24 protein-coding genes and 1 tRNA gene are annotated in these 23,323 nt (G+C 42.7%); 16 read left to right on the forward strand and 9 right to left on the reverse strand.

The window, feature by feature from the left end; all coding sequences use genetic code 11:
* Nucleotides 1–1,494: 1,494 nt before the first annotated feature.
* The 3 genes from E7413_04765 to E7413_04775 form a co-directional block, all read right to left on the reverse strand.
* Nucleotides 1,495–2,202, reverse strand: a complete 708-nt coding sequence (locus E7413_04765) for a nicotinamide mononucleotide transporter (protein ID MBE7019168.1) — start codon at nucleotides 2,200–2,202, stop codon at nucleotides 1,495–1,497.
* A 159-nt stretch (nucleotides 2,203–2,361) separates the two neighbouring features.
* Nucleotides 2,362–2,880, reverse strand: a complete 519-nt coding sequence (locus tag E7413_04770; GenBank protein MBE7019169.1) for a nitroreductase — start codon at nucleotides 2,878–2,880, stop codon at nucleotides 2,362–2,364.
* Nucleotides 2,881–2,893: 13 nt separating this feature from the next.
* Nucleotides 2,894–3,766: a phosphatase PAP2 family protein gene (locus tag E7413_04775; GenBank protein ID MBE7019170.1), complete on the reverse strand. Its 873-nt coding sequence runs from the start codon at nucleotides 3,764–3,766 to the stop codon at nucleotides 2,894–2,896.
* 136 nt (nucleotides 3,767–3,902) lie between these two features.
* Between E7413_04775 and E7413_04780 the strand changes: the two genes are divergently transcribed.
* From E7413_04780 to E7413_04800, 5 genes are all read left to right on the forward strand, one after another.
* Complete coding sequence (locus tag E7413_04780; protein ID MBE7019171.1) at nucleotides 3,903–4,289, forward strand: dinitrogenase iron-molybdenum cofactor biosynthesis protein; 387 nt, start codon at nucleotides 3,903–3,905, stop codon at nucleotides 4,287–4,289.
* A 41-nt stretch (nucleotides 4,290–4,330) separates the two neighbouring features.
* Nucleotides 4,331–4,801, forward strand: coding sequence for a hypothetical protein (locus E7413_04785; protein ID MBE7019172.1), 471 nt, complete (start codon nucleotides 4,331–4,333; stop codon nucleotides 4,799–4,801).
* A 44-nt stretch (nucleotides 4,802–4,845) separates the two neighbouring features.
* Nucleotides 4,846–5,526, forward strand: coding sequence for a hypothetical protein (locus E7413_04790; protein MBE7019173.1), 681 nt, complete (start codon nucleotides 4,846–4,848; stop codon nucleotides 5,524–5,526).
* Nucleotides 5,527–5,737: 211 nt separating this feature from the next.
* The gene (locus E7413_04795; protein ID MBE7019174.1) at nucleotides 5,738–6,409 is read left to right on the forward strand and encodes a hypothetical protein; all 672 of its coding nucleotides are present in this window, start codon (nucleotides 5,738–5,740) and stop codon (nucleotides 6,407–6,409) included.
* Between the two features lie 124 nt (nucleotides 6,410–6,533).
* Nucleotides 6,534–6,836 (forward strand): TIGR04076 family protein, encoded by a 303-nt coding sequence (locus E7413_04800; protein MBE7019175.1) that lies wholly within the window; start codon nucleotides 6,534–6,536, stop codon nucleotides 6,834–6,836.
* Nucleotides 6,837–6,930: 94 nt separating this feature from the next.
* On the opposite strand, the gene E7413_04805 is transcribed toward E7413_04800, so the two are convergent.
* Nucleotides 6,931–7,986 carry a hypothetical protein gene (locus tag E7413_04805; protein MBE7019176.1) on the reverse strand — a complete coding sequence of 352 codons (1,056 nt, stop codon included), beginning with the start codon at nucleotides 7,984–7,986 and terminating at the stop codon, nucleotides 6,931–6,933.
* A gap of 419 nt (nucleotides 7,987–8,405) precedes the next feature.
* Here E7413_04805 and E7413_04810 point away from each other — a divergent pair, with 419 nt between their 5' ends.
* The 11 genes from E7413_04810 (at nucleotide 8,406) to E7413_04860 (ending at nucleotide 18,149) form a co-directional block, all read left to right on the forward strand.
* Nucleotides 8,406–9,485 (forward strand): hypothetical protein, encoded by a 1,080-nt coding sequence (locus E7413_04810; protein MBE7019177.1) that lies wholly within the window; start codon nucleotides 8,406–8,408, stop codon nucleotides 9,483–9,485.
* A gap of 12 nt (nucleotides 9,486–9,497) precedes the next feature.
* Nucleotides 9,498–10,286 (forward strand): TPM domain-containing protein, encoded by a 789-nt coding sequence (locus E7413_04815; protein MBE7019178.1) that lies wholly within the window; start codon nucleotides 9,498–9,500, stop codon nucleotides 10,284–10,286.
* Between the two features lie 44 nt (nucleotides 10,287–10,330).
* Nucleotides 10,331–10,792: a hypothetical protein gene (locus E7413_04820; protein ID MBE7019179.1), complete on the forward strand. Its 462-nt coding sequence runs from the start codon at nucleotides 10,331–10,333 to the stop codon at nucleotides 10,790–10,792.
* A 310-nt stretch (nucleotides 10,793–11,102) separates the two neighbouring features.
* Nucleotides 11,103–12,275 (forward strand): hypothetical protein, encoded by a 1,173-nt coding sequence (locus E7413_04825; protein ID MBE7019180.1) that lies wholly within the window; start codon nucleotides 11,103–11,105, stop codon nucleotides 12,273–12,275.
* A 49-nt stretch (nucleotides 12,276–12,324) separates the two neighbouring features.
* Entirely contained in the window at nucleotides 12,325–13,650 is a 1,326-nt protein-coding gene (locus E7413_04830; protein ID MBE7019181.1) for an SPFH domain-containing protein, read from the forward strand.
* A 74-nt stretch (nucleotides 13,651–13,724) separates the two neighbouring features.
* A complete protein-coding gene (locus E7413_04835) occupies nucleotides 13,725–14,942 on the forward strand; it encodes a zinc-ribbon domain-containing protein (protein ID MBE7019182.1) in 1,218 nt (405 codons plus the stop codon).
* Nucleotides 14,939–15,856, forward strand: a complete 918-nt coding sequence (locus E7413_04840) for a serine hydrolase (GenBank protein MBE7019183.1) — start codon at nucleotides 14,939–14,941, stop codon at nucleotides 15,854–15,856. The genes E7413_04835 and E7413_04840 overlap by 4 nt, the downstream gene beginning before the upstream one ends.
* 28 nt (nucleotides 15,857–15,884) lie before the next feature.
* A complete protein-coding gene (locus tag E7413_04845; GenBank protein MBE7019184.1) occupies nucleotides 15,885–16,688 on the forward strand; it encodes a hypothetical protein in 804 nt (267 codons plus the stop codon).
* A gap of 62 nt (nucleotides 16,689–16,750) precedes the next feature.
* The gene (locus E7413_04850) at nucleotides 16,751–17,344 is read left to right on the forward strand and encodes a helix-turn-helix domain-containing protein (protein ID MBE7019185.1); all 594 of its coding nucleotides are present in this window, start codon (nucleotides 16,751–16,753) and stop codon (nucleotides 17,342–17,344) included.
* A 16-nt stretch (nucleotides 17,345–17,360) separates the two neighbouring features.
* Nucleotides 17,361–17,720, forward strand: a complete 360-nt coding sequence (locus E7413_04855) for a PAS domain-containing protein (protein MBE7019186.1) — start codon at nucleotides 17,361–17,363, stop codon at nucleotides 17,718–17,720.
* Nucleotides 17,721–17,729: 9 nt separating this feature from the next.
* Nucleotides 17,730–18,149, forward strand: coding sequence for a rhodanese-like domain-containing protein (locus tag E7413_04860; GenBank protein MBE7019187.1), 420 nt, complete (start codon nucleotides 17,730–17,732; stop codon nucleotides 18,147–18,149).
* Between the two features lie 227 nt (nucleotides 18,150–18,376).
* Here the strand turns inward: E7413_04860 and E7413_04865 are convergent.
* From E7413_04865 to E7413_04885, 5 genes are all read right to left on the reverse strand, one after another.
* Nucleotides 18,377–18,465 (reverse strand) — tRNA-Ser (locus tag E7413_04865).
* Between the two features lie 190 nt (nucleotides 18,466–18,655).
* The gene (gene csaB / locus E7413_04870; protein ID MBE7019188.1) at nucleotides 18,656–20,863 is read right to left on the reverse strand and encodes a polysaccharide pyruvyl transferase CsaB; all 2,208 of its coding nucleotides are present in this window, start codon (nucleotides 20,861–20,863) and stop codon (nucleotides 18,656–18,658) included.
* Nucleotides 20,864–20,896: 33 nt separating this feature from the next.
* On the reverse strand, nucleotides 20,897–21,535 hold the full coding sequence (locus tag E7413_04875) for a DUF2344 domain-containing protein (GenBank protein MBE7019189.1): 639 nt from the start codon (nucleotides 21,533–21,535) through the stop codon (nucleotides 20,897–20,899).
* A gap of 18 nt (nucleotides 21,536–21,553) precedes the next feature.
* Complete coding sequence (locus tag E7413_04880; GenBank protein MBE7019190.1) at nucleotides 21,554–22,615, reverse strand: peptidoglycan bridge formation glycyltransferase FemA/FemB family protein; 1,062 nt, start codon at nucleotides 22,613–22,615, stop codon at nucleotides 21,554–21,556.
* Entirely contained in the window at nucleotides 22,590–23,318 is a 729-nt protein-coding gene (locus E7413_04885; GenBank protein ID MBE7019191.1) for a glutamine amidotransferase, read from the reverse strand. Before E7413_04885 ends, E7413_04880 begins: the two co-directional genes overlap by 26 nt.
* Nucleotides 23,319–23,323 lie beyond the last annotated feature (5 nt).

Here is a 23,323-nt window from a genome sequence, read left to right on the forward strand (position 1 = left end):
CACCAACGGCGATATTTATGTTTCCGAAGACGGTGGCGAATCCTACGTTACCAACAACTTTGATGGCGTATTCGGCAATCAGGTGCTCTGCTATGTGGATATCTTTGGCGACATCCGTTACATGAGAGCATTAGACGAATTGAACAAGAGCAATGAATTTACCGCTTATATCATCGGTTCTTCTCAGAAGGGCTTTGAAGATATCAAAATTAAAGTTCAGAAACTTTATCCTGATGTAGAAGAGGCAACCATTACGCTGCCTACCGATTTACCGGCATCTAAAATCATTGACAATCCTGCAACCGCAATCAATGACATTGCAACCGTGTTCTCTTCCGCATCCAGCATTGCAGCAAATGCAATGAAATGGAGCGACAAGATGAATGCAACCAATAAGCTCTACAAATTTACCGTAGATGATGAAGGTGTAATCACTCAGATTGCTGAACCTGATTACTATCTGCTCTTCGGTGAAGAACACGATGTAACCTACTTGGATGATAATAAAGTAGAACAGACTATGACTGTTCCTTGCTTACCCGCAATCAACATTCCTCTGGACCACTTCACCGGTGACTATCGTGCGATTTACTTGCCTGATACCAAAACCAACGGTATCACTACCGGTATCGGCAGCAGCTTAGCTTCCACTCAGCTGTTCTACATCCGTAACGAAAGATTCATCATCTTAACTAATATTGACGGTAAATTAGGTGTTATGGAAAAATCTTATAATGAGTTATTAGCACACGGTACCTTCAATATGAGTGATGAATCCTTAAAAGTAAACATTGCAATGTTTGCAAAACCGGAAGATTCCACTCCTGCATTCTGGTTCTTATACGGTAACACCGATAAAATCCGCCGTCATAACGGTGACGACGATGCTACCATCGACTCCATCACCTTAAAATATGACGCTGAAAAAGACAAAAACTACTATGAAGTAGTTTTAGATGGCGGCGACATGGAATGGGAATTAGATACCATTGTTTTAGCAGAGTTGGGTCTTACATCTTCAGATATTACTCACTACAGACCTTCTTCTGAACCCGCTCCCGACAAACTGGAAGTTGGTATGAAGGTTGAATATATGGATGGCGCACTCTTCTGCAATAACGAAGTGTATATCACCGGCGTGGAAGAATATCCCAAGAGCGCTTCCGGTGCTGATATGACCATTGACGAATGGTATCAGAACATTATGCCCGGTATGTTGAGAGGTACTCTGAAAAAGATTACCGATTACAGACTGTTCTTAGAAAACGGTGCAGCTTACCACATTGGTAACAACTGTAATATTGTTGGTGTTAAATTCAAAAACGGTAAAGTGGAATATGTAGATTTAACAGAAGCAGATTTAGAAGCAGGTTCCACCATTTACTACAACAGAAATATCAACGTTAACGCAATTTACGTAGAAATTGTTGACTAATTTCTGAATCCAAACAATAAAAAAACAGAGAGAAGCAATTCTCTCTGTTTTTTTGTATTTCATATCTTATTGTTCTTTTTGCATTTTTGTTTCTTTTGCATCTTTTCCATTCTTCGCCAATTATAGAAGCTATATAAGTCGTTTGCCAAAAATACCAAAAAGCAAATCACCACGGATAAATAATTGATATCCCAAAAACAGGCAACACTCCAAAGCACAATCAGCACAATATCATTTAATGCATAAACCAAGGCAAAATAGGGACTTCTCCTTGCCATCAAATAACAAGCGCCAAAGCTGGTGGAAACGGATAAGGTGCTCCACCAAAGGTTGGGGGTATTCAGCCATTTTAACACAAAGTAGAAGACGGCAGTCACCATGGCGGTGAGGAGGACAAAAACACACCATTCTTTTTTACGGATGTGATTTACAGCAACCTGGGATTTTTTTCCTTGAAAGGGATTTTTTAACCAACATATAAAAGCGTATGCCGCCATAGGTACCGACATTCCCAGATAGGTGATCATTTCACCGTAGTACCTGGTGGAATAGGAAATATAGCCGTAGATTGAGCCAAACACAACCATCATCAGTTGTCCTATGGGATTTCCCTTGGCACAAAAAATCAGTGAAGTTACACCTAAAAGAGATGCAACGAGTACCAAAAAACTTTCCTGACGGAAAATAAAATAAGATGCGAGAATGGTTGCCATAGACCCCAGCCAAAGTATCCATTCCCGTTTGGAAAAATAGGTCAAAATTTTCATCGTTCCTCCAATAAAAAAGCATCCGTCCATACAACTTCAAAGACCTAACGTTGTATGCCGAATGCTTCCGCACGGATTCTACCCGGTGGCAGAATCCTTTTGATATCTTCAATTTTTTATCGTCTACAGTATAGCAAACAATGAGACATTTGTCAAGGGTTAAAAAGAATTGTAGCTGATTAAATCTTCCATGGGACGAAATTCATTGTGCATCGGGTAGGGAGCACTGTCTTCCGATGGATATCCCATCACCAGAAGAGCCACCGGTTCCAATTCTTCGGGAATGTTGTAGTTTTCTCTCATTGCTGCAGGGTCAAAGCTCATCACCCAGCAGGAACCAATACCCAATTCCCAGGCACCCAGCATCAGATGGGTGGTTACAATAGAGCAGTCAACAGGAGCGGATTTTGCACCATCATATCGGCGGGTCCAGCCTTCATTTTTGTTGTAACAAACAAGCATTGCCAAAGGCGCGTTAAAATGGCTTCTGGTGCAATTTGGAAGTTTGCTCAAGGTTTCTTTGGAGTCCAGCACCAAAATGCGTTGTGGCTGCATATTACAGCCTGTGGGAGCGATGTGTCCATAGGCTAAAATTTTCTCCACTAGTTCTTGGGGGACTTTTTTATCCAGAAAATTTCTGACAGAATAACGGCTTTTTGCCAGTTCATAAAAGTTCATGTTATGACACTCCTTACCATTTTATTTTTTGTAAAATCAGCGGATACAAGCCAAAAATCAAGGTGATAAGCACCAGATAATGGAATGCATCCCAAATCAGAAACAGCGACAGATTTTCGGGAACCGGAATGGCTTCCAGCCCTGCTTTAAAAATCAAAGCGAAGACAATTGCCCCCACAACCCGAAACAGTTTTTTTGTAAAAGATACATTGTAGTTCATGCGAATGAGAGCCCGATCAATATGAGAAGATGCGGTTAACCCCCCCATCAGACCCAGGCATTTGAAATAATCTGCATAATGGGGGTCCGGCTTGATAAGAAAAAAGATGCCAAATGCTAACATTCCTAAAAATACAGGTGCAAACATCATTACGGGATTTTTCAGCTTTTCGTAGAGAGCGCTTCCCAAAATCCCGATGGAAATTCCTAAAATAAGACCCACGATTACATCGGAAGGATAATGGGCACCCAGATACATTCTGGAGCATCCGATTGCCACAGATACAATGATTGCAGTAATTAAAAGCCATCGTTTGCGCAGTAAACGTGCCAGTGCCGTGGTCCAGGTGGAAATGTTCTGGGTGTGACCGCTGGGGAAGGAATACCCCGTTGCCGTTTCAGGACGGACACAAGTCACTTTGCCGGTATGAAAGGGACGGGGGATATGAAACAAATTTTTCAAAATCCCATTGATTCCTAAAGAACAGATGGTTAAAAAACAAAGGCGGTAGGCACCTTCTTTTTGCACCATAAAATACCACACAGCAATGAGAACAATTAAAATGGTGTCTTCTCCCAAAGCTGTAACGGCTTCCATCAATGTATTCAAGGCAGGGGTACGAATACTCTCCAACCATTGTAAAAGAGCAAGTTCTCCGAAAAACATCCTTTCACCTCTTCGGTTTTTATCTTCTGTGGTTATTGTATCATAAATCCACAAAAAATGCAAGAAAAATCTCTTTACATTAAGAACAGAATGTGCTATAATGAACGGTAGTTAAAAATTTGAAAGGAAGTTTTTTATGAAAGTGGCAGTAACCTACCAAAACGGTGAGGTGTTTCAGCATTTCGGTCATACTGAATTTTTTAAAATTTACGAAGTAGAAGATAACAAAGTGAGTTCCTCTTCAGTAGTTTCCACCGGAGGGCACGGGCATGGTGCTCTTTCCGGATTTTTGAAGGAGCAGGGAGTTACCGTGGTGATTTGCGGCGGTATTGGCGGTGGTGCGCAAAATGCGCTGTTAAATGCCGGCATTCGTTTCTTTGGTGGTGTGAAAGGGGATTGTGATCAGGCAGTGGAAGCCTTTTTGGCAGAAAATCTTTCCTATAATCCTAATGTAACCTGCAATCATCATGGGGAAGGACACTCCTGCAGCGGGCATTCCTGCGGTAATCATGGCTGTCATTAAAATCCTATTGTCAGAATCAAGAAAAACGGAGGATAAAATCAATGAAAAAATTAACAGCACTTTTTTTAGCCCTGCTTTTGGTGTTTACTATGGCAGGATGCGGTAACCAAACGGAAGAAAACGTGACCCCTACTCCCACACCTGCTATGGAGTCTGCGGAAGCTGATGTATCCGGCTCTTCTGTGGGTGGAGAAACACCTGATATGTATGCGGCAACAGAAGTTTCCGACAGTCCTGTTATCGCTACCTATAAACTGTCGGCAGCAAATTATGGAAATGGCGAAGTAACTGGTATTGGGCTGCCTGCAATACAAATCGTGTTGCAGGAAGACGGTACCGGTATTTATGGTGATGCCAATGGGCAGATGAACATTGTGTGGACTCAGGAAGGCGATCAGTATACGCTGATTTCCCAACAGCTTGGTCCTAATGACCCGTTGGTACTGACTGCGGATGGAGATAACCTGATTGCAGTATACGGGGAACAGACTATGACCTTCCAAAAACAATAGTATTGGAATTTTGTGACTAAAAAAATAACACAAGGAGAAATCAAATGAAAAAATTAACAGCACTTTTCTTAGCAATGCTGATGGTATTTGTTGTGGCAGGTTGCAAAAAAGAAACCAAGGAAACCGCAACGAAAAAAACGGATGCAACTCCGGCTCCTACCGCAACTGCAACTCCCGAAGAAACCGAAACTCCTGCGGATGCAGAAGCTACCGCAGAGGAGACAACTGCTCCTTCTGAGGGAGAAAATGCTGATTCGGGAGCAACTGTAAGCTCAGAAGAAAAAATAACTCCCCAAACCGCAGAAACTGCAGCAGCACAAACTGCACCTGCAGATACCGGCGCTTCTGTTGATACTGCTGAAAGCTCGGCAACCACAAAAGCACCTAAAGCTGCGGAATCTACCGAAGAGACTCCGAAAGAAACTGCTTCTGCCCAAGCTACTGTTTCTGTGGAAAGTATGGTTGGTACATACAATCTGACTGCTCTCGAAATGGACGGACAGGTAGCGCCCATCCAGGGAGAATCTCCGTTAACCTTAGTATTAAACGGAGACGGCACCGGCACTTACGGTCCCAACGGACAGGCGATTTCTATCAATTGGACTTACGAAAATAACAGCGTTATTTTAACCGCGCCCGGCAAAGAGACTCCGCTGACACTGCTCGTGCAGGACGGCAATTTGGTTCAGCAGGGTGCAGACGGCAACGCTATTTACACAAAATAATCTCTAAACGAAAAAGAAGCCTTTTTACTTTATTTCTACGGAGGCTTCTTTTTTTATTGTGAATACAACAAGGTTCCGGGGCACCCGACCGCAATCTTTGATTGCGTCATCGGGTCGGGTTCTTATTTCAAAATATTTTCCATCATGTGGGAACCTTTTTTGAATTTGCTCGTCTGTGCTAATATCAGACTACTTATAAGGAGATTTTATTATGAAACGATTTGCAGCATTACTTTTAGCAGTTCTTATGATGTTTGTTTTGGCAGCATGCAACAATCAGGATGGTTCCGACGGTGTTAAAGATTCCACCGAAGTGAAAAGCATTGCCGGCGTCTATCAGATGACTTCTTTTGAAGAAAACGGCGAGGAAGAGGAAATTGCAGATATCAAATTGATGTTTTATCCCGACGGAACTATTTCCGGTAGCGAAATCGGAATGCAGGATTTTTCCTGGACACAGGATGGTGACGTAATTAGCATAAAACAAGGAGAAAATGCCCTTGGCTGTTCTGTGGACGGAGATACGTTAACCCTTACCTATGAAGATGAACATGAAAGCAGCAAAATGGTTCTTACCAGAATATCTGATGTAGAGATGGATCCCGTTGCGGGTACTTATCAAATTACCCACTATGAAAAGGATCAGGAAGAATCTACCGAGGAATTCTCTGATATGGAGTTGATCGTTTATGCAAACGGCACTTGTAAATATCAGGGGGCAGACGTAATCAAGCACTTCAGATGGAATCGTGAGGGAGATCAGCTGACCTTTGCATACGGTGGCGATGTTACTGAAGTAAAAACCTTTGATATGACCGTGGACGGAGATGATATCATTTACGATCGATACGGCGAAAAAGCAATTTTCTCCAAACAAAAATAAGGCAACAAGGAAGCGCAGTAAATACAACTGCGCTTCTTTTTTGCAAAAAAAATTCATGGAGAAAAATCCTTGCTTTTTTTAGAAAAAAGGAGTATAATGTAAGAAAAGAAAAGGGGAGTGTGGTATGAAACCTTGTAAAATTACAGCGGTCAAGCAAGTGGAGCATCAGGATTTAATGAAGCTGTATGAAAATCCCCTCGAACACACTTGTGATATCCGGGTGGGTGATGTTTTTATCTCTGAAAACGGAGAAAAACCGGAAGGACTTTGCCAAAGTGCCTGGGACAGTATGGCATTTTTTGTAAAAGAGCTTGCCCAAGGAGGCGGCAACTTTTACGACGGTTGGATGAAAAATCCCCATTCTGCTATGATTTCCTGTAATGACGGATTTCGTCCCGTCAGCTTTTATATTGAAGTGGTGGAATAAGAACCCGACCCGATGACGCAATCAAAGATTGCGGTCGGGTGCCCCGGAACCTTGTTGTATTCACAATAAAAAAAGAGGCAAGATCGCCTCTTTTCTAGTCTTCTAAAATGGCTTTGGCATATTCCAGAAGTTGTTTTCTGGAAGAAACACCAAGTTTTCCGTAAATATTTTTGTTGTGAAATTTTAATGTGTTTTCTGCAATGTTCATTGTCTGCAACACTTCTTTGGTGGATTTGCCTTCCAGATAGCATTGATAAATTGCCCGTTCTGACGCTGTCAGATAAGGAAGTTGTTCTTTCATATAGTTGCAGTGTTCCAAAAATTCGGGTGCGTTTTTGTCAAGGATTGTTTTGGGCGGCTGTTTGGATTGGGTGATTTGTGCCTGTAGGGAGGCTATCAGATTTTCCTGCTGTTGAATCATCAGAGATACGCTTAACAAAAACAGTTCACTGATAATGTATGAAACAGATAAAAATTCAAAATCAATATGTACCAGCTGTTCCAAAAGCCATACGCAGATATTGACAAACACGGCAATCACTAAAATAACCGCCTGAGAGTATGATTCAATTTTCTTTTTTGAAATTGCGCGCAGAGTTACGGCGGACATCAATGCAAAATAGCCAATCAGATAAAACAGATATACCGGATGCAACACACCGTATTCTTTTTCCAAAAAGGACACGCCGTTTCGTTGCACCAAAGAAACTTCTTTGTAATAAATATCCGAATAGCCCGGACTTGCCGCAATCAGGAATATGACGGCAGAAATCCCGAGAAGTACGGGAGTGAGCCATTTGGGGTATTTCATTTTTGACATTTTTAAAATGGTCATAATCATGGAAAGAGGCAAAAATGCCGAGCCAAGATAGGCAATACGGTTTGCCCAAAGCGCTTTTGACAGGGAATCGGAAACAGAGATGAAAAAGTATCCTGAATTGACCACAAACACCGAGCAAAAAAGAACCAGTAGCCAGGAAGATTTTTTGCGGATCGCAACTGTATATCCAAACAGGGTAATCAGCGAAAGAATCGCGGTTACACCGTAGATGATCCAAAGGCCTGTGCTTTTCTCTCCGATGGGAGTGCAGCCGGAGAGTGTGGCAATCGCCAAGCTGAAAACACTCCATAAAAAGAACTTTCGTTTCATAAGAGCTCCTTTCAACAAGAAATATGAGGTGGGGCAATCAGTAAGGAGACTATCCTACACTTTTTCCCACACTTTTTGTCATAATTAGGTGAAAAATGTTAACAAAATGATAATCCCACACTGGATTTTTTAAAAAGTGTGGGGACATTGTTTAAAAAATATGCTAGAATTTCTTTGTCAGGATAGATTTGGAACAATCTATTTCAAGTAAGTTATAGTATATCATATAAAATGATAACAGTCAACCGTTGAATGAAAAATCCTAAGGCAACGGGCGATTGTCAATGAAGAACCGAAATTTCATAGCAGATTGCTGATTTATTTCCAAAGAGAATGTAGTGATTTTGGAAATTTGCGGTTTTCATTATGGCAGTTTTTTGAACAAACCATAAGATTAATAGATTCAGGAGGAATTTACTATGGATACCGTCAAAAGTTATCAATGTCCTTGTTGCGGAGCACCATTGACCTTTTTAGGCGAAACGTTACAATGTGCTTCCTGCGACACTACCTTTTCGGTAGAAGATATTGCTCAGATGACCGAAGGGATGGAGCATGCAACCCAAGCCTCCAAATATAACTGGGATCATTATGAACCCAGAAATTATGAGGCAGAAGGAAGTGTGAATCTGGCAAACTATTCCTGCCAATCCTGCGGCGCTGAAATTACGGGGGATGACACTCTTGGTGCCACGGTTTGTCCTTATTGCGGACAGTCCACTGTGGTGAAATCCCAGTTTGAAGGAACCCTTCGTCCGGACTATATTATTCCGTTCCGCGTGGATAAAAAAGCGGCAATGGCAGCCTTTTTGGAAGCAGCAAAAAAAGCTCCTTTTTTACCGGACAGCTTTCAGCAACAGAAAAAAATTGAAGAAATGGCAGGGATTTATGTGCCATTTTGGATGTTTGACTGTGATTGCGATGCTTATCTTACCTACGACGCCCAACGTGTTACTACTTGGAGCGACGCCAACTATCGATACACCAAAACCGATTTCTATAAGCTGTTAAGACAAGGAGGCGTTGGTTTTGCCAATATTCCTGTGGACGGCTCTAAAAAAGCGGACGATGCTTATATGGAAGCGGTGGAACCTTTTGATTATCACGATGCTGTGGAATTTGACGGTGCTTATCTTTCAGGTTATCTGGCGGATAAGTATGATGTTTCGCACGAAGAAAGCATAGAGCGTGCCAATGAACGGGTAAAAAATTCCACCATTGCGGCGTTTGACCGCACCACCACCGGTTATACCAGCGTGCTTCCCGACCAGGCAAGTGTCAGCTTTTCCAATGGGAAAATCAGATATGCGCTGTTACCTGTCTGGATGCTGAATATCGGTTATCGGGGAAAAACTTACCAGTATGCCATCAACGGGCAGACCGGTAAAGTGGTTGGGGAATATCCCGTAGATAAGAAGAAAAAATGGAAATATTTCTGGAAAATTGCAGGAATTGCAGCAATTGTGTCCGCAGTTGTGGCATATCTGATGTTGCGTTAAGGGGGTGAGGATATGAAACGAATAGTATGGATGTTATGCTTGTTGATGTTCTGCCTCACCTGTACGGTGCCGGCAGTTGCAATGGAAGCTGTTTCGGACGATTCTCAGACAGAGAAGATTTGTATCTACGATTTTGCAGACCTGCTCACCTATGAGGAGTGGGAATCGATGAACAACCAATTGACCGAATTTACCGAAAAATACGATTTTGAGGCAGTTGTTATGATTGACGAAGAACTTTATAAAAGCACTGCCGAAGAGTCTGCCAATGCGATTTATGATGAAATGGAATTTGGCGTTGGAGCGAATAAAGACGGTTGTTTATTCTACATTGGCGTGGAAGCGGGAGAATATTACATTCTCACCAACGGATACGGTACCACTGCAATCAATGAAAGCGGTATCTCGTATTTAAAACGGGAAGTGGAACCTCATTTAAAAGACCGAGATTTTGCCAAAGCGGTGGAGGCTTACGTTTCTGTTACGGACGAGTTGGTTTCTATGGCAAAAAGCGGCACACCTTACGAAGAAACTGATTGGGGATATGTGGCAATTGTTATAGGATGTGCAGTAGCAATTCCGTTGATTCTGGCATTTATTATGATGATGGTGCAGCTTTCCAAGATGAAAACGGCGGTTGCCAACGATTATGCGGCAAATTATGAAAAAGATGGCAGCTATCATCTGGATTTTGCAAAAGACGTTTTCTTATACAGCCGTGTTACCAAAGTGAAAAAAGAAAACAACAATTCCACTTCCTCTTCGGGTAGTTCCCGAGGGGGCGGCGGTGGCTCTTTTTAAAAAAATAAAAAACATAAAATGATGTAAAAAAAGGAGAAAAAACAATGAAAAAATTAATTGCAATCTTATTGTCAGTAATGTTATTGGTTACCCTGGCGGCTTGCGGAAACAAAGAAGAAACCAAACAGGGTGGCACCGAAGCGACCACACAGGAAGCGCAAGACGGAACCGCTTTCGGGATTGACTTAGCAGGCGAAGGTACTCAGCCTATGAGCGAAGAACTGGCTGAAGTGGCAGTTTTAAAGAAAACTGCAGAAGAATATCTGGGCGGAAACAGTTTGTTTGCTTATTCCAATGATGAAAGAACTTATGCAGATTTTAAAGAATACATCGGCGTGGATGCATCCGAATATCAGTATGATGCTGAGAATCAGTACAGAAATTACACCTGGGTAGCATCTGATGACAGTACTGCAAAGCTGGTAATCACTTTTGCGGAAAACGAAGGAAACTGGACTCTGTATGCAGCAGGTTCTACCAATCTGGGATTGGCAGTGAATCAGTAATTACAAAAAATCAATTGCTTTTTTGCAGAAACTGTGCTACAATAAAAGCAATTGACGGAAAATTGTCATGCTTTTGCATGTGGTATTATGATGTGGCCTTTTCGGGAGAATCACCTTTTGATGGATTACGATAATAAAGAAGGTCACGGACTTTATTTGAACTGTCAAACAGCAAATGAATTGCGCATATCTTTTCATCGGCAAACTTGATATGAAAAGCCAGCCGCCGTATGGATGTACGGCGGCTGAATATCCGATAAACGATTTGATTTTAAAATGTCTGTCAAAAAAATGAGGAGGCGTTCTGACTATGAAAAAAATTCTTTCTCTGTTGATTGGGGCAGTGCTTTTGATTGGTGCATCCGTCAGTGTTTTTGCGGATGAAATCACCGTGCCTGAGTTTGAGATTACTGCAGACGGCGAAATCACTGCTTATTACGGCGAAAGTTATGTATATATCCCTGCGGAAGTTAACGGCGTGAAGGTGAACTCCATTGGGGAAAAGGCTTTTTGCGATTTGGGCATCAGTTCCGTAACCATTGAAAACGGCGTGCAAGCAATCGGTAACAATGCATTTGAAGGCTCTAATCTGATGTCTTTGGATATTCCTGCTTCCGTTACACACATTGGAGACGAAGCATTTATGAATTGCCAAAATCTTCATATGGCAATGTTTTCTCCCGAAGGAAACATTCCTGCCTTCGGGGAAAATGCTTTTGATAATACTCCCAATATGATGGTATATGTGTATTGCACCACCGATATGGACTTGTTCTATGATGCCTTTGCAAAAGCAAAAGGAAATTATGAATTTGTGGTAGAAACCATTCATGGAGAGTCCATAGAAACCGTAGAACAACGGGGAGACTATAAGATTCCTGTTTCCACTTGCTCCAAATGCGGTTATTCGGATGTTTATTATCCCGGTACTTTAGGAATTCCTTTTCAAGATGTGAAGGTGGAAGACTGGTTCTATCAGTATGTGGATGCGGCATATCATATGGGCATCATCAACGGAAAAAGCGCAGATCATTTTGACCCATTTGCCACTATGACCTGTGCAGAGGCGGCAAAAATCGCGGCTGGTATCGCTGCAATGCGGAACGGACACACCATTCCCAAATCGACAACGGAACTCTGGTACGAACCCTATGTGGATTATTGCTATCAGAACTATGTTATCGAAGAAGGCAAAATGTTTGATTGGGAGGCTCCCATTACTCGCGGACAGATGGCTTATCTGTTTTGCCGTGCGGATGCAGAAAATTACTATCCCAACGAAGTGCCGATTACAGACATTCCTGATGTGGCAGAAGACCATCCCTACGCAGTGGAAATTTTAGAATTGTATGACCGTGGGGTGGCAGTGGGTGATGAAACCATGAGCTTCCATCCCGAAGATCCCATCAAACGAAGTGAAGCTGCCGCAATTGTTGCCAGAATTCTTTACACCCATCTTCGTGTGGAATTACCCAAAGGTTAAAAGTGATAGAATATATCGGAATCATAAATAATCAAAAGGAGGATGAATTATGGGTTTATTAAAAGCCGGATTTGGTGCGCTGGGTGGCGTTTTAGCGGATCAATGGCGTGACTATTTTTATTGTGAAAGTATGGACGCGGATACCTTAGTAGTAAAAGGCGAAAAAAGAATCGGAGGTCGTTCTTCCAATAAAAAAGGGACTGACAATATCATTTCCAACGGTTCCATCATCAATGTGAATGAAGGGCAGTGTATGATGATTGTGGAATCCGGAAAAGTGGTGGAAGTTTGTGCAGACCCCGGTGAATTTGTGTATGATAATCAGACGGAACCCAGTATTTTTTACGGAAAATTAGGAGAAAACATCAAAAAGTCTTTCGTAGAAATCGGCAAGCGTTTTGCTTTTGGCGGAGAACCCGCTAAAGACCAGAGAGTGTATTTCTTCAACACCAAAGAAATTATGGGCAATAAATACGGCACACCGTCTCCTATTCCGTTCAGAATTATGGACCAGGCAATCGGATTTCCGTTAGATATTAAAATCCGTTGCCACGGCGAGTATTCTTATCGGATTACCAATCCGCTTCTGTTTTATACCAATGTGTGTGCTAATGTGGAATATCAGTATACTCGTGACGAACTTGACGGACAGTTGAAATCGGAATTACTGACCGCATTAAATCCCGCAATGTTTAAAATTTCTCAAAACAATATATATTATGCGGCAATTCCTGCTTATACCATGCAGCTGGCAGAGGAATTAAATGAGCTGTTATCTTCCAAATGGAGAGACAGACGCGGAATTGAAATTGTGGAATTTGGCGTTTCTTCCGTGAATGCAACCGAAGAAGACGAAGCAAGAATTACCGAATATCAGCGTTCCACCGCTATGGGCAGAGATGCCAATATGCTAAGAGGTCATATGGCAGGTGCTACCGCTCAGGCTATGAACACCGCTGCAGCAAATGAAAACGGTGCTATGGCAGGCTTCATGGGGATGGGTATGGCAGGCAATATGATGGGCGGTATGTCCAGCTTTATGCAGGGCGGAACCACTCAGGACACGATGGTGAATCAGCCTGTTGGGGGAGCATCTCCTGCAGCTGATGGATGGAAATGTTCGTGCGGAACCGAGAATACCGGAAAATTCTGCCAGAATTGCGGTGCGGCAAAACCAGTGGCTCAAAATGGTTGGACCTGTAGCTGCGGTGCAGTAAATCAGGGAAAATTCTGCCAGAATTGCGGTGCAAAAAAACCGGAAGGAGCACCTTTGTATCGTTGTGATAAATGCGGTTGGACTCCGGAGGATCCTATGAATCCGCCTAAGTTTTGTCCGGAATGCGGGGACGTTTTTGACGAGAACGACCGGGCATAAATCATATAAAAGGTATCGGGATGTAGTTTTACATCCCGATATTGTATGAATAGAGAATAAGAAGGTGTTATAAGATGAATTTTTGTGCAAATTGCGGAGCAAAAATAGAGGAAGGTGCAGTATTCTGCGAGCATTGCGGACGTAGGGTTGAACCCGGAACTCCTCCGGTAAATCAGGGGTATCCGTCTGCGAATTACAGCAATCAGACCTCAACGGTTGTGAATTACCAGGCTCCCCAACAGCCCTCAACCGGCGCAAATTATCGTGCTCCCGAACAGCAGATGCCACCTGTTTCTACACCCGTGGCACCCAAAGGAAAGAACACACTGCTGATTGTTCTTTTGATTGTGGCGTTTGCTACTTTGATGGTTGCGGCAGGATTTTTGGGTTATCAGTTTATTTCCAACAAAGGAACTGATGAGGTTGTTACTGTGGCGCCCACACCCACTCCGGCTCCCACGGGAGATCCCGAAGCAATTGTTTTGGAGGAAGAAAAACGGGATGACTTACTGGATATGGATGAGATTAACCGTATCCTTGCAGGTGTTTCAAGCGATACCTCCATCGGTGTATGTGTATATGACGTGAAAAATGATGCAACTTATTCTGCAGGTGTATCTGATCGGGCAATGTCTGCTTCTGCACTGGTGAATATTCCGGTTTTATACACGGTCAGCGAAGATCTGAAGGCTGGAAATATTACCTGGAATTCCAATATTTTGTTCCAATTTTTGGATAAAGACGGTCGTGGCGCTTTGAAAAAAGAAGATGACGGTCAGTATTTTAATGTGACCACATTAACACAGTATATGTTAAATTACAGCGACAATAACGCCACCAACTCCCTGATGGATCATTATGGCATGGGCTACATTGAAGAGGTTTGTGCAAACGGGTCTTACAATTCCGTTCGGGTAGAACGTTATCTGGGAATTCTTAATGGAGAAAGGGATAACTATATCAGCGCTGACGATGCCACCGGTATGTTGGCAGATATGTATCGATCTGAGGAAGGTATGGTTGACCGTTCTTATTTGCAGAAGTTTTTCAAAATTGAGGACAGCGCCAAAAATGCAGGCATCGGCAAGTACTTACCAAGCGGTATTACCTTCTTAAACCATAATGCCGTTACTTCCACGGTATATAATGAATCTGCAATTATCTCTTCGGAGGATGCAGAGTATGTCATCACCGTTCTCTCGGAAGGACCAAAGCCGGAAACTCAGAAGACTGTGATTGCTGACCTTGCCTGGTATGTGCACAACACTTTAAGTCAGGCAGGAGAAGAATGATGAAAAAAGTATTGATCATAGTTATTTTGCTCTTTTTGTTGGCAGGGGGATTGTTTATTGGAGCTTATTTGCTTCCCAAGAAAGAAGTACCGGCAGAGCCCAAAGAAAAGATTGCTGCGGAGCCTGTCATCACGGAACCTGTTCCCACAGAACCGCCGCCGAAAGAAAATTCTTTGCTGGCGTTGCAGGAAGAACTTCAAGTTCAGCTGGAAACCTTTGAGGGAGACTGGGCTATTTATGTGGAAAATTTATCTAATAATGATGCCATTGAAATCAATAATCAAAAGATGATTTCCGCCAGTTTGATTAAGCTTTTCGTGATGGGCGATGTTTTTGCGGAAATGAAGCAGGGAACCATTTTACAAGAGCAGGTAACAACCAAGCTTCATCAGATGATCACCGTAAGTGATAACGAAGCCACCAATGACTTGGTTGGGATTTTAGGCGGCGGAACCTACACCGATATGGAAGGAGAAGCTTTCCAAAAAGGGATGCAACACCTGAATTCCTACAGCCAATCATTAGGCTTTTCGGACACAGAACTGCAACGGGATTTAAAAAATTCCCGTTCCAAACCCATTGTGCAGCAAAATTACACCTCCGTGGTGGATTGCGGCAAATTTTTAAGTGCACTGTATCGGAAAGAACTGGTTTCCGAAGAGGCTGATACCCAAATGATGGAACTCTTAAAACAGCAGACCCGCACTGGGAAAATCCCCCAAGGATTGCCTGAGGGAACTGTTTGTGCCAACAAAACCGGAGAACTGAGTACCGCAGAAAATGATGCAGCAGTTGTGTTCTCTCCCGGTGGGGATTATGTGATTTGTGTGATATCCAACAATGTTTCCGATACTGCAGCAGCAAGGGAACACATTGTGGAGCTTTCCCGTTCGGTTTATGAGTATTTCAACTAATTTGATAAAAAGAGCAGAAGAGGTATTTATGATGAAAAAAATGCGAGTATTTTTAGTTTGTATGATGGCTCTTGTTATGCTTCTGACAGCTTGTTCCAAAGGTACCACTGATTCTGAGGATGCAAAAAAAAGCACCGAAAAGAATCCAAAAAGCACCGCAAAAGCGGAACCCACCCCGGCAGAAACTCAGGTTGATCCTGCCGCACAGCAGGGTGAAGTGGCTTTAGATTATGATGTGTCTGTGTATGATGAAGTGATTGCCGAAGTGAAAAATGTGCTCGCCTTACCTGCAGAAGAAGCAGCTCCCGAACATATGGATGCCATTCGTGAAATTGGTTTGGTTTATGAAGAGGAAGCAGAAACAATGCTTTGCTATCAGTATAAGGATGTGAATCAGGATCAGGTTCCGGAGCTTTTGATTGGTCTTTCTGCAGCAGGAGAAGACAACTATTTGCAAAACAGTATCTGTTGTGTTTACACCGTGGTAGAAGGAGCACCCAACTGTGTTCTTTACGGACATCCCAGATCTTCTTATTCCTTATTGTCAGACGGACACTTTGCAAATTTTGGTTCCGATGGGGAATATATCTTTTTTGGAGAATTTTATCTTTCTGCTGAAAACCAGATTCTCTGCAAAGATTACTATTTCACTTATGAATCTCAGGGAAATGCAGAAACTATCAGCGTGTATCAAAATGCCACCGGGAATCCGGATGCGGCATCCTCAAACGTGCTTGATATGACCCAAGACGAATTCTACGAATTAGAAGAAGAACTGGCTTTAAGAACACTTCCTTTAACCGATGCAACCACATTTATTGAGTTTGAGTAAACGAATCGTGGATTGATTCTTTTGGTATTCTCTGCTAAAATAAGTATCAAGAGGTGACCAAAATGAATTTATTAAAAACAGGTAACTTGATTGCTGCACTTCGTCGGGAACGTGGTAATACCCAGAAACAGGTGGCGGACAAGCTTGGTATTTCTCCCAAAACCATTTCCAAATGGGAACGGGGACAGGGATTCCCGGATGTTGTTTTTTTGCCCGCTCTTTCGGAACTTTTTGGGGTGGACATCAAAAAGCTTTTGGCAGGAGAATTACCCAAGACAAAAGCGGAGGCGGGAAATGTGAAAAGAACGAAATTTTATGTGTGTGATGTGTGTGGTAATATTGTCACAGACTTAGGCGGCAGCAAAAATACCCAGGTGTTATGCTGCGGCAGAAGTTTGTTGCCGCTCACGCCTCAGGCGGCGGATGCTTTGCACGAGCTTTGCTTTGAAACGGTGGAGGATGAGTATTATATCACTTTCTCTCATCCCATGATAAAAGAACATTATATTTCCTTTGTTTCCTATGTCCGTTTTGACAGAGTGCTTACCGTAAAGCTTTATCCGGAGCAGGACGGCGCCCTGCGCTTTCCTGTTATGCGTGGCGGTAAATTTTATTATTATTGCAATGAGCACGGTTTGTTTGAGTTAAAAAAGTAACAACTGGAGAAAACTTATGTTAAATCAACTTCTAAAAAGCGTGATTGAGCAAGACACGGCACCGGTGGTTGTTTGTGATACCGATTCGGTGATTGTGTATATGAATCCTGCGGCAATTCGTCAGTATCACAGAGATTTAACGGGGCAGAATTTAAAGGATTGCCATAACCAAGAATCCAATCGAAAGATTGATGCGGTGCTGGACTGGTTTTTAAAGAGTAAGGACAATCATATCGTGTTTACCTATCATGACCCCAAGAAAAACAAGGATGTATATATGGTGGCTCTTCGTGATGATGGAGGAGATTTCATCGGCTATTATGAAAAGCATGAGTATCGAAATAGAGAAACGATGCCTCCGTATGATTTAAAGTAGGTGTTTGGAATGAAAAAAATATGGATTTTGTTGTCGGGTATTTTTGGTATTTTTTGTATCTTTCTTACCGCTTGCACCAATCATACAGCTGATTTACCAAAAGAACAAGGAGAAAGCGTTATGTATGAACAAATTACACCCCAAAAGGCAAAAGAACTGATGAAAAACGAATCGGATTATGTCATTTTAGACGTAAGAGAGCAAGACGAATTTGAGGAGGGACATATCGAAGGTGCCATTTTGATTCCGTATACCCAAATCAACGCCAAAGCGGAAGAAATCCTGCTTCAAAAAGATCAGTTGATTTTGGTCTATTGCCGTTCGGGACGTCGCAGTAAAATTGCTGCCGAAGCTTTAGTCAACTTAGGCTACACTAACGTGAAGGAATTTGGCGGTATTATCGACTGGCCTTATGATATCGTGAAATAAAAAAAGCACTTGCTATTGCAAGTGCTTTTTTTATGGCGGAGTGGGTGGGATACTCTGCGCCACTTGATTTTTCGACCGCCCTTGGCGGTTAGCGAAAACTCTTCGCTGCTCGAGACTTCGCCGACCGATTGCTGTTGGCACTCGGCGGCTTCGACGAACCTAAGTGGGTTCTCATCGCCACCCTTTGCAAAAAGAAAAAACACCTGAATCAGCAGGTGTTTTCTTTATGGCGGAGTGGGTGGGATTCGAACCCACGTCCCTCAAGGGGCATCATGATTTCGAGTCATGTCCGTTATGACCACTTCGATACCACTCCCTATTAGAATCCTTCATAGTTTACCAAATTTTTGATGGGTTGTCAAGATGAATAAAGATTTTTTCTGTTTTTCTTGGCACCAAAAAAGGAACTGTATTTTTTGACACAATTCCTTTTTTATTGTGAATATAGCAAGATTTCGAGATACCCGACCGCAATCCTCGATTGCGTTATCGGGGCGGGTTCGTATTTACTCTTTTGATTCCAGCAGTTTCACCACGTAATCAAGATTCACTTTGTTGAGTTCTCTTAACTCGTGCAAGCGGATTGCCAAATCGGTGCGTAGAGTTTGTCGGTTGGCAAGAATTCGTTCTGCTTTGGCGGTAAAACTCATTTTGGTAAATTCCAAAAGTCCCATATAGGTGTCCTGCCCGAAATATTTCATCACACTTTCCACCTTGGGGTCATACGCCAAGCCGATGGAGGGCACGTTTGCGGCGAAAGCATAAATTAAAAGATGAAGTCTCATTCCCACGGCAAACAGTGCATTTTGTGCCAACCCGATGCAGGCATCTGCCGACAGGCGTTTGGTAATGCAGACGGAGTTGGTCAGTTTTGCGTATTTTTGGTTAATGGCGTTATCCTGAGGAGATTGCATAGACACAAACAAAAGCTCACAGTTGTGTTTTTGCTTCAATTCTTTTAAGGCATCCAGCAGCTCTGCTTCAAAGAGTGGGATGGTTTTCCACTCTCTCAAAGACACAAGTACATAAGGTTCTCCGATTAGCTGATGACGGTACAGCAGAGAATCTGCCTGTTCGTTATCAATTTCGGTCAATGCCAGAACAGGGTCGCAAGTAACAGCAATTTTGGGGGAGATGATACTCAGTTCGTTTAACAGTTCTCTGGAATCTTCTTCCCGAAGGGTAATCACATCTATCTGATTTAACACGTTTTTGGTACGTTTTAAATTCTTAGGTTTCTGCACGGGACCGATACCGTTGGCATACAGCATTACCTTATTGTTTTGCTTTTTAGCCATACGAATCAGGGACAGATAATATAGCAGAGATTTGGTGGAGGTAACATCCTGGATGATACTTCCGCCACCTGAAATAAATAAGCGGGATTCTTTTAATACCTTACGGATTGCAAGCAGATTCCAGCGGTTGACCGCATTAACCTGATAATTTCGTTTGGTATCCGCAGGACGGTTGGACAAAATAGTAATCCCGATATCAGGGTCATAGGAACGGATATCTTTTATAATCATCCGTAAGATGGCATCGTCTCCGGAGTTCTGGAAACCATAGTAACCGGAAAGCACGATGTCGCTTCGTTTCATTTCATAAGCAAGTTGCTGATATACATTTAAGGCGTCTTCGGTCATCCGTTTGGCGGAATATTCGGTTAAGACTAACTTCTGCAAACGGGAAACCAACTCGTCTTTTTGCGATTTTTCCATGCGGTAGGCATCACAAACGGCTTTGGCTACCACATCTTCGGTAGGTGCTTTTAAGCCGCGGCAGGTAAAGTTTGCGGAGCGTAGATCGGAAAAGTCTTTGGGATTCAGTACGCCGTGATGACCGTAACTTCCGGTTAATACCACGATTTTTCCTGCTGCCATTGCTTCCAGTGCTGCACGGGAAATTCCCACAAACACATCTGCCAATGCCACAATTTTATTCACGTCGTTTCGTTTGCCTGCCATAATGACGGTGCGGTTTTTGGTGGAGCGGTTCACTTCTTCTGCCATTTGAGACAGTTCTTCGTAAGCATCACCGTCTCCCACGATGATAATCTGCACGTCACGCAGTTTTTTATTGAGTTCTTCGGCTTGTTTTACCAGCATATAGGCACTGTCACAGTTGCCTTTTTCCAAACGGCACACACAAACAATTTTTTTGGTACCTTCTTTGATACCTAGTTCACTCATCAGAGTGGGGTCAGGTTCTATCCCCACAAATTCATCCGGATTGATACCGTTGACAGTGATGGTGATGTCTTTTGCTTGCATATGGCTGTTGCGGATCAGGTGACGTTTTAAGTCATCAGATACCACCAGACATTTATCTCCCCAAACGGTAAATTTTTTCACAAACGTATTTTTTGTGAAAGCAAAATGCAGGGTAGACACAAATCCAAACTGCAGTTTTTTCTTCAGCATATGTATAATCAGATTGGGAATTCTGGCGTGGGAGTGCACGATATCGAATTTTTCTTTTTGAATCAGTTCTTTCAGCGTTTGATAAGAGGTGAGAATGTTTTTAGGAGATTTGGAAGATAAGGGAGCATAAGTATGCTTAATTCCGCATGTTTCCAGTTCCTCTGCAAAAATACCGCCTTCGGATATCACCTGAACTTCATGGCCTTCTGCCACTAAGCCTTTCGCCAATTCCAGAATATGGGTTTCAGCACCGCCGATATCCATTTTCATAGCTGCCAGTAATATTTTCATTGGGAGAATTCACCGCCGTTCTATCGTGTAATGTTATGATGCGAAGCCGTTTCCGTCTTCGTCGTAAAATCCGAGTCGGGTTGCTAAAAATGCGGTGATGTTAATACCGCTATCCAGCATCGCTTTCTTTAACAGTAAGGGATTTAAGGTTTTTTCGTTTCCGCAGGCACAGTTTAATGATAAATGAATGCCATCCTCGGTGTTTTTTAATTCATAGCGGAATATCAACTCTTTTAAATCAATGGTTTTGGTTTTTCCTTTGGAAAATTTTTCAAAAGGGATCGTTTCTTGCGCTAAGAATTCACGAATTTTTTCGCCATCTTCGGTGCGAATGGTAATTTCGTAATCCGCATTGGTGGTCAGGTTGAATTTTTTCAAGTTTTCGGTGTAAATTTCCACGGGCACAATCCCTTCGGGACTTGCCAAACGGAGCTTTTCTTTCACTTCGCCGAAGGAGAGGGAATCGGTTTTTAATTCGAAATCCAAAAATTCTTGTTTTCCCACAATGCCTAAGGGCAGGGGATTGGCAATGTTTAACACCATATGCGGATTAAATCCCTCGGAGTATTTTAGAGGAAGACCGGTGCGTTTTAAAATTTTCTGCACTGCCTTCATCAAATCCAGATGGGATATGTATGGCATATTCTTTTCAAACTGTAATCTGATTTTCATAAGTTAGTTCCTTACTGCTTATTTGTTTTTGTTTTTGCGAAGATAACGTTTTCTTCTCAGTTCTCTGAAAATCTGTTCTCCACGGTGAACAGCCCAGTTGATAAAGGGAGAGAACACAATTTCGGCTTCCCCTAAAAATTCAGTGTATTCACCGTTGAATCCTCTTTTGAAGCGGACTAAGCCATACAGCGGATGATCTTCGGGGACGTCTCCGGGCACACCGCGGAAGTCATAGATATCGCATCCTTTTTCAATAGACCAGCGGATCATTTCCCACTGGAGCTGATAGTTTGGCATCACGTTACGGTAAGCATTGCCGGATGCACCGTATAAGTACCAAACCTTATTACCGTAGTAGATAGCAAGGGTACCCGCAATGGGTTTTCCTTCGTAATCTGCCATATACAGACGGGCATTATCACCGTATACTTCCAGCATTTTTTCAAAGTAGGAAGCAGGACGTACCACAAATTCGTCACGAAGACCGGTTTCTTCCATCAGTCGTTGGAAATCGTTGATATCTTCTTTTCCGCCCAGACGAACGGTTACGCCTTTTTTCACGGAAAGTCGGACATTATAACGGGTTTTGGATTGGAAATTATTAAAAATTTCTTCTTCAGTTTTACCGGAAACATCCAGACGGAATACGAAGCAAGGCTGAATTCCATCGAAGGTCTGGCTTCCGGGCGTGATTTTAAAGCCGGCATTTTTCAGATTCTGTTTAAACACTTCGTTATCGCTTTTCACATCGGGATCAGCTTTAAACACATAAGCTTTGTGTTTTTTTGCAAGCTTTTTGATGCCGTCGTAAAGTTCTTTTAAGGTTTCTTTATCATCCAAGTCACAAACGGGACCTCTGGGAGAGTACATGATGGTTCTTTTGATCACAGGAACAGGACGGATCAATACGCTCATAGAGCCTTTGATTTTGTTGTTTTTATCCGTGCAGATTAAAATCACGTTTTTCCATTCCGGTTTCATCTGTGCCCAAAGTACAGACTGCATAAAATGTCCTTTGGGATGATTTTTGTTAAATTCCTCGTATTCTTCGTATCTATCTTTTGTGAGTTCGGTTACCATAATTTAAGACATATCCTTTCGCAAGATTTTCATATTTGTTGGAAATGGGTTCCAGCTCAGGGAAGGACCCATATTTTTTTTCGATTGCTCTGGCAATGAGCAGGTCGCAGACTTCCGGACTTTTTGGAAGCAGGGGACCTGAGAGGTAGGTGCCGATAAAGTTTTTAAAGATGGCGCCTTCTGTTTTGTCTTCACCGTTGTTTCCGCGACCGCTGATAACAGTTCCCAAGGGAGCCACGCCCTCAGACAAACGAGTGCGTCCTGTGTGATTTTCAAAGCCGCCCAGCACGCCAATGGTGGAATCCACGGAAATGTTTCCGATGAGTTTTTCGTTGCCAACTTCTGTGGTGATGGGAAGAAGTCCCAATCCTTCATAGGAGGTTCCTTCTGCCACAAAGGCAGTTCCCAATAGGGGATATCCGGTTGCCACTGCTAAAAGTGCACCGTTTTCATCACGGTATTGAAGAAGTTCTTCCTGCTTTTCTTTCAGCTTTTCCACAATTTTTGGCAAATCTTTTTCGCTTCCGCCGCCTAAGTAGACGATATCCACATCAGATAAGTCCAGCTCCTCTGAAAATGAGACAGGCTTAACGATAAGCTCAATGTTTCGCAAGCGGCACCGCTTCCGGAACACGGTGATGTTGCCCCGGTCACCGTATAAATTTAACAGTTCGGGGAACAGATGGAGTAAAGTCAGTTTCATAATAA

The organism is Oscillospiraceae bacterium (assembly GCA_015068645.1).
Lineage (GTDB): Bacteria > Bacillota > Clostridia > UMGS1840 > UMGS1840 > SIG452.

Bases quoted from the DNA above. Each gene is read 5' to 3' on its own strand.
- E7413_04855 (MBE7019186.1), top strand. From the start codon at position 17,361: ATGTTAAATCAACTTCTAAAAAGCGTGATTGAGCAAGACACGGCACCG.
- E7413_04795 (MBE7019174.1), top strand. From the start codon at position 5,738: ATGAAACGATTTGCAGCATTACTTTTAGCAGTTCTTATGATGTTTGTT.
- E7413_04835 (MBE7019182.1), top strand. From the start codon at position 13,725: ATGAATTTTTGTGCAAATTGCGGAGCAAAAATAGAGGAAGGTGCAGTA.
- csaB (MBE7019188.1), bottom strand. From the start codon at position 20,863: ATGAAAATATTACTGGCAGCTATGAAAATGGATATCGGCGGTGCTGAA.
- E7413_04815 (MBE7019178.1), top strand. From the start codon at position 9,498: ATGAAACGAATAGTATGGATGTTATGCTTGTTGATGTTCTGCCTCACC.
- E7413_04770 (MBE7019169.1), bottom strand. From the start codon at position 2,880: ATGAACTTTTATGAACTGGCAAAAAGCCGTTATTCTGTCAGAAATTTT.
- E7413_04830 (MBE7019181.1), top strand. From the start codon at position 12,325: ATGGGTTTATTAAAAGCCGGATTTGGTGCGCTGGGTGGCGTTTTAGCG.
- E7413_04845 (MBE7019184.1), top strand. From the start codon at position 15,885: ATGATGAAAAAAATGCGAGTATTTTTAGTTTGTATGATGGCTCTTGTT.
- E7413_04790 (MBE7019173.1), top strand. From the start codon at position 4,846: ATGAAAAAATTAACAGCACTTTTCTTAGCAATGCTGATGGTATTTGTT.
- E7413_04810 (MBE7019177.1), top strand. From the start codon at position 8,406: ATGGATACCGTCAAAAGTTATCAATGTCCTTGTTGCGGAGCACCATTG.
- E7413_04840 (MBE7019183.1), top strand. From the start codon at position 14,939: ATGATGAAAAAAGTATTGATCATAGTTATTTTGCTCTTTTTGTTGGCA.
- E7413_04825 (MBE7019180.1), top strand. From the start codon at position 11,103: ATGAAAAAAATTCTTTCTCTGTTGATTGGGGCAGTGCTTTTGATTGGT.
- E7413_04820 (MBE7019179.1), top strand. From the start codon at position 10,331: ATGAAAAAATTAATTGCAATCTTATTGTCAGTAATGTTATTGGTTACC.
- E7413_04885 (MBE7019191.1), bottom strand. From the start codon at position 23,318: ATGAAACTGACTTTACTCCATCTGTTCCCCGAACTGTTAAATTTATAC.
- E7413_04880 (MBE7019190.1), bottom strand. From the start codon at position 22,615: ATGGTAACCGAACTCACAAAAGATAGATACGAAGAATACGAGGAATTT.
- E7413_04850 (MBE7019185.1), top strand. From the start codon at position 16,751: ATGAATTTATTAAAAACAGGTAACTTGATTGCTGCACTTCGTCGGGAA.
- E7413_04775 (MBE7019170.1), bottom strand. From the start codon at position 3,766: ATGTTTTTCGGAGAACTTGCTCTTTTACAATGGTTGGAGAGTATTCGT.
- E7413_04785 (MBE7019172.1), top strand. From the start codon at position 4,331: ATGAAAAAATTAACAGCACTTTTTTTAGCCCTGCTTTTGGTGTTTACT.
- E7413_04860 (MBE7019187.1), top strand. From the start codon at position 17,730: ATGAAAAAAATATGGATTTTGTTGTCGGGTATTTTTGGTATTTTTTGT.
- E7413_04780 (MBE7019171.1), top strand. From the start codon at position 3,903: ATGAAAGTGGCAGTAACCTACCAAAACGGTGAGGTGTTTCAGCATTTC.
- E7413_04800 (MBE7019175.1), top strand. From the start codon at position 6,534: ATGAAACCTTGTAAAATTACAGCGGTCAAGCAAGTGGAGCATCAGGAT.
- E7413_04765 (MBE7019168.1), bottom strand. From the start codon at position 2,202: ATGAAAATTTTGACCTATTTTTCCAAACGGGAATGGATACTTTGGCTG.
- E7413_04805 (MBE7019176.1), bottom strand. From the start codon at position 7,986: ATGAAACGAAAGTTCTTTTTATGGAGTGTTTTCAGCTTGGCGATTGCC.
- E7413_04875 (MBE7019189.1), bottom strand. From the start codon at position 21,535: ATGAAAATCAGATTACAGTTTGAAAAGAATATGCCATACATATCCCAT.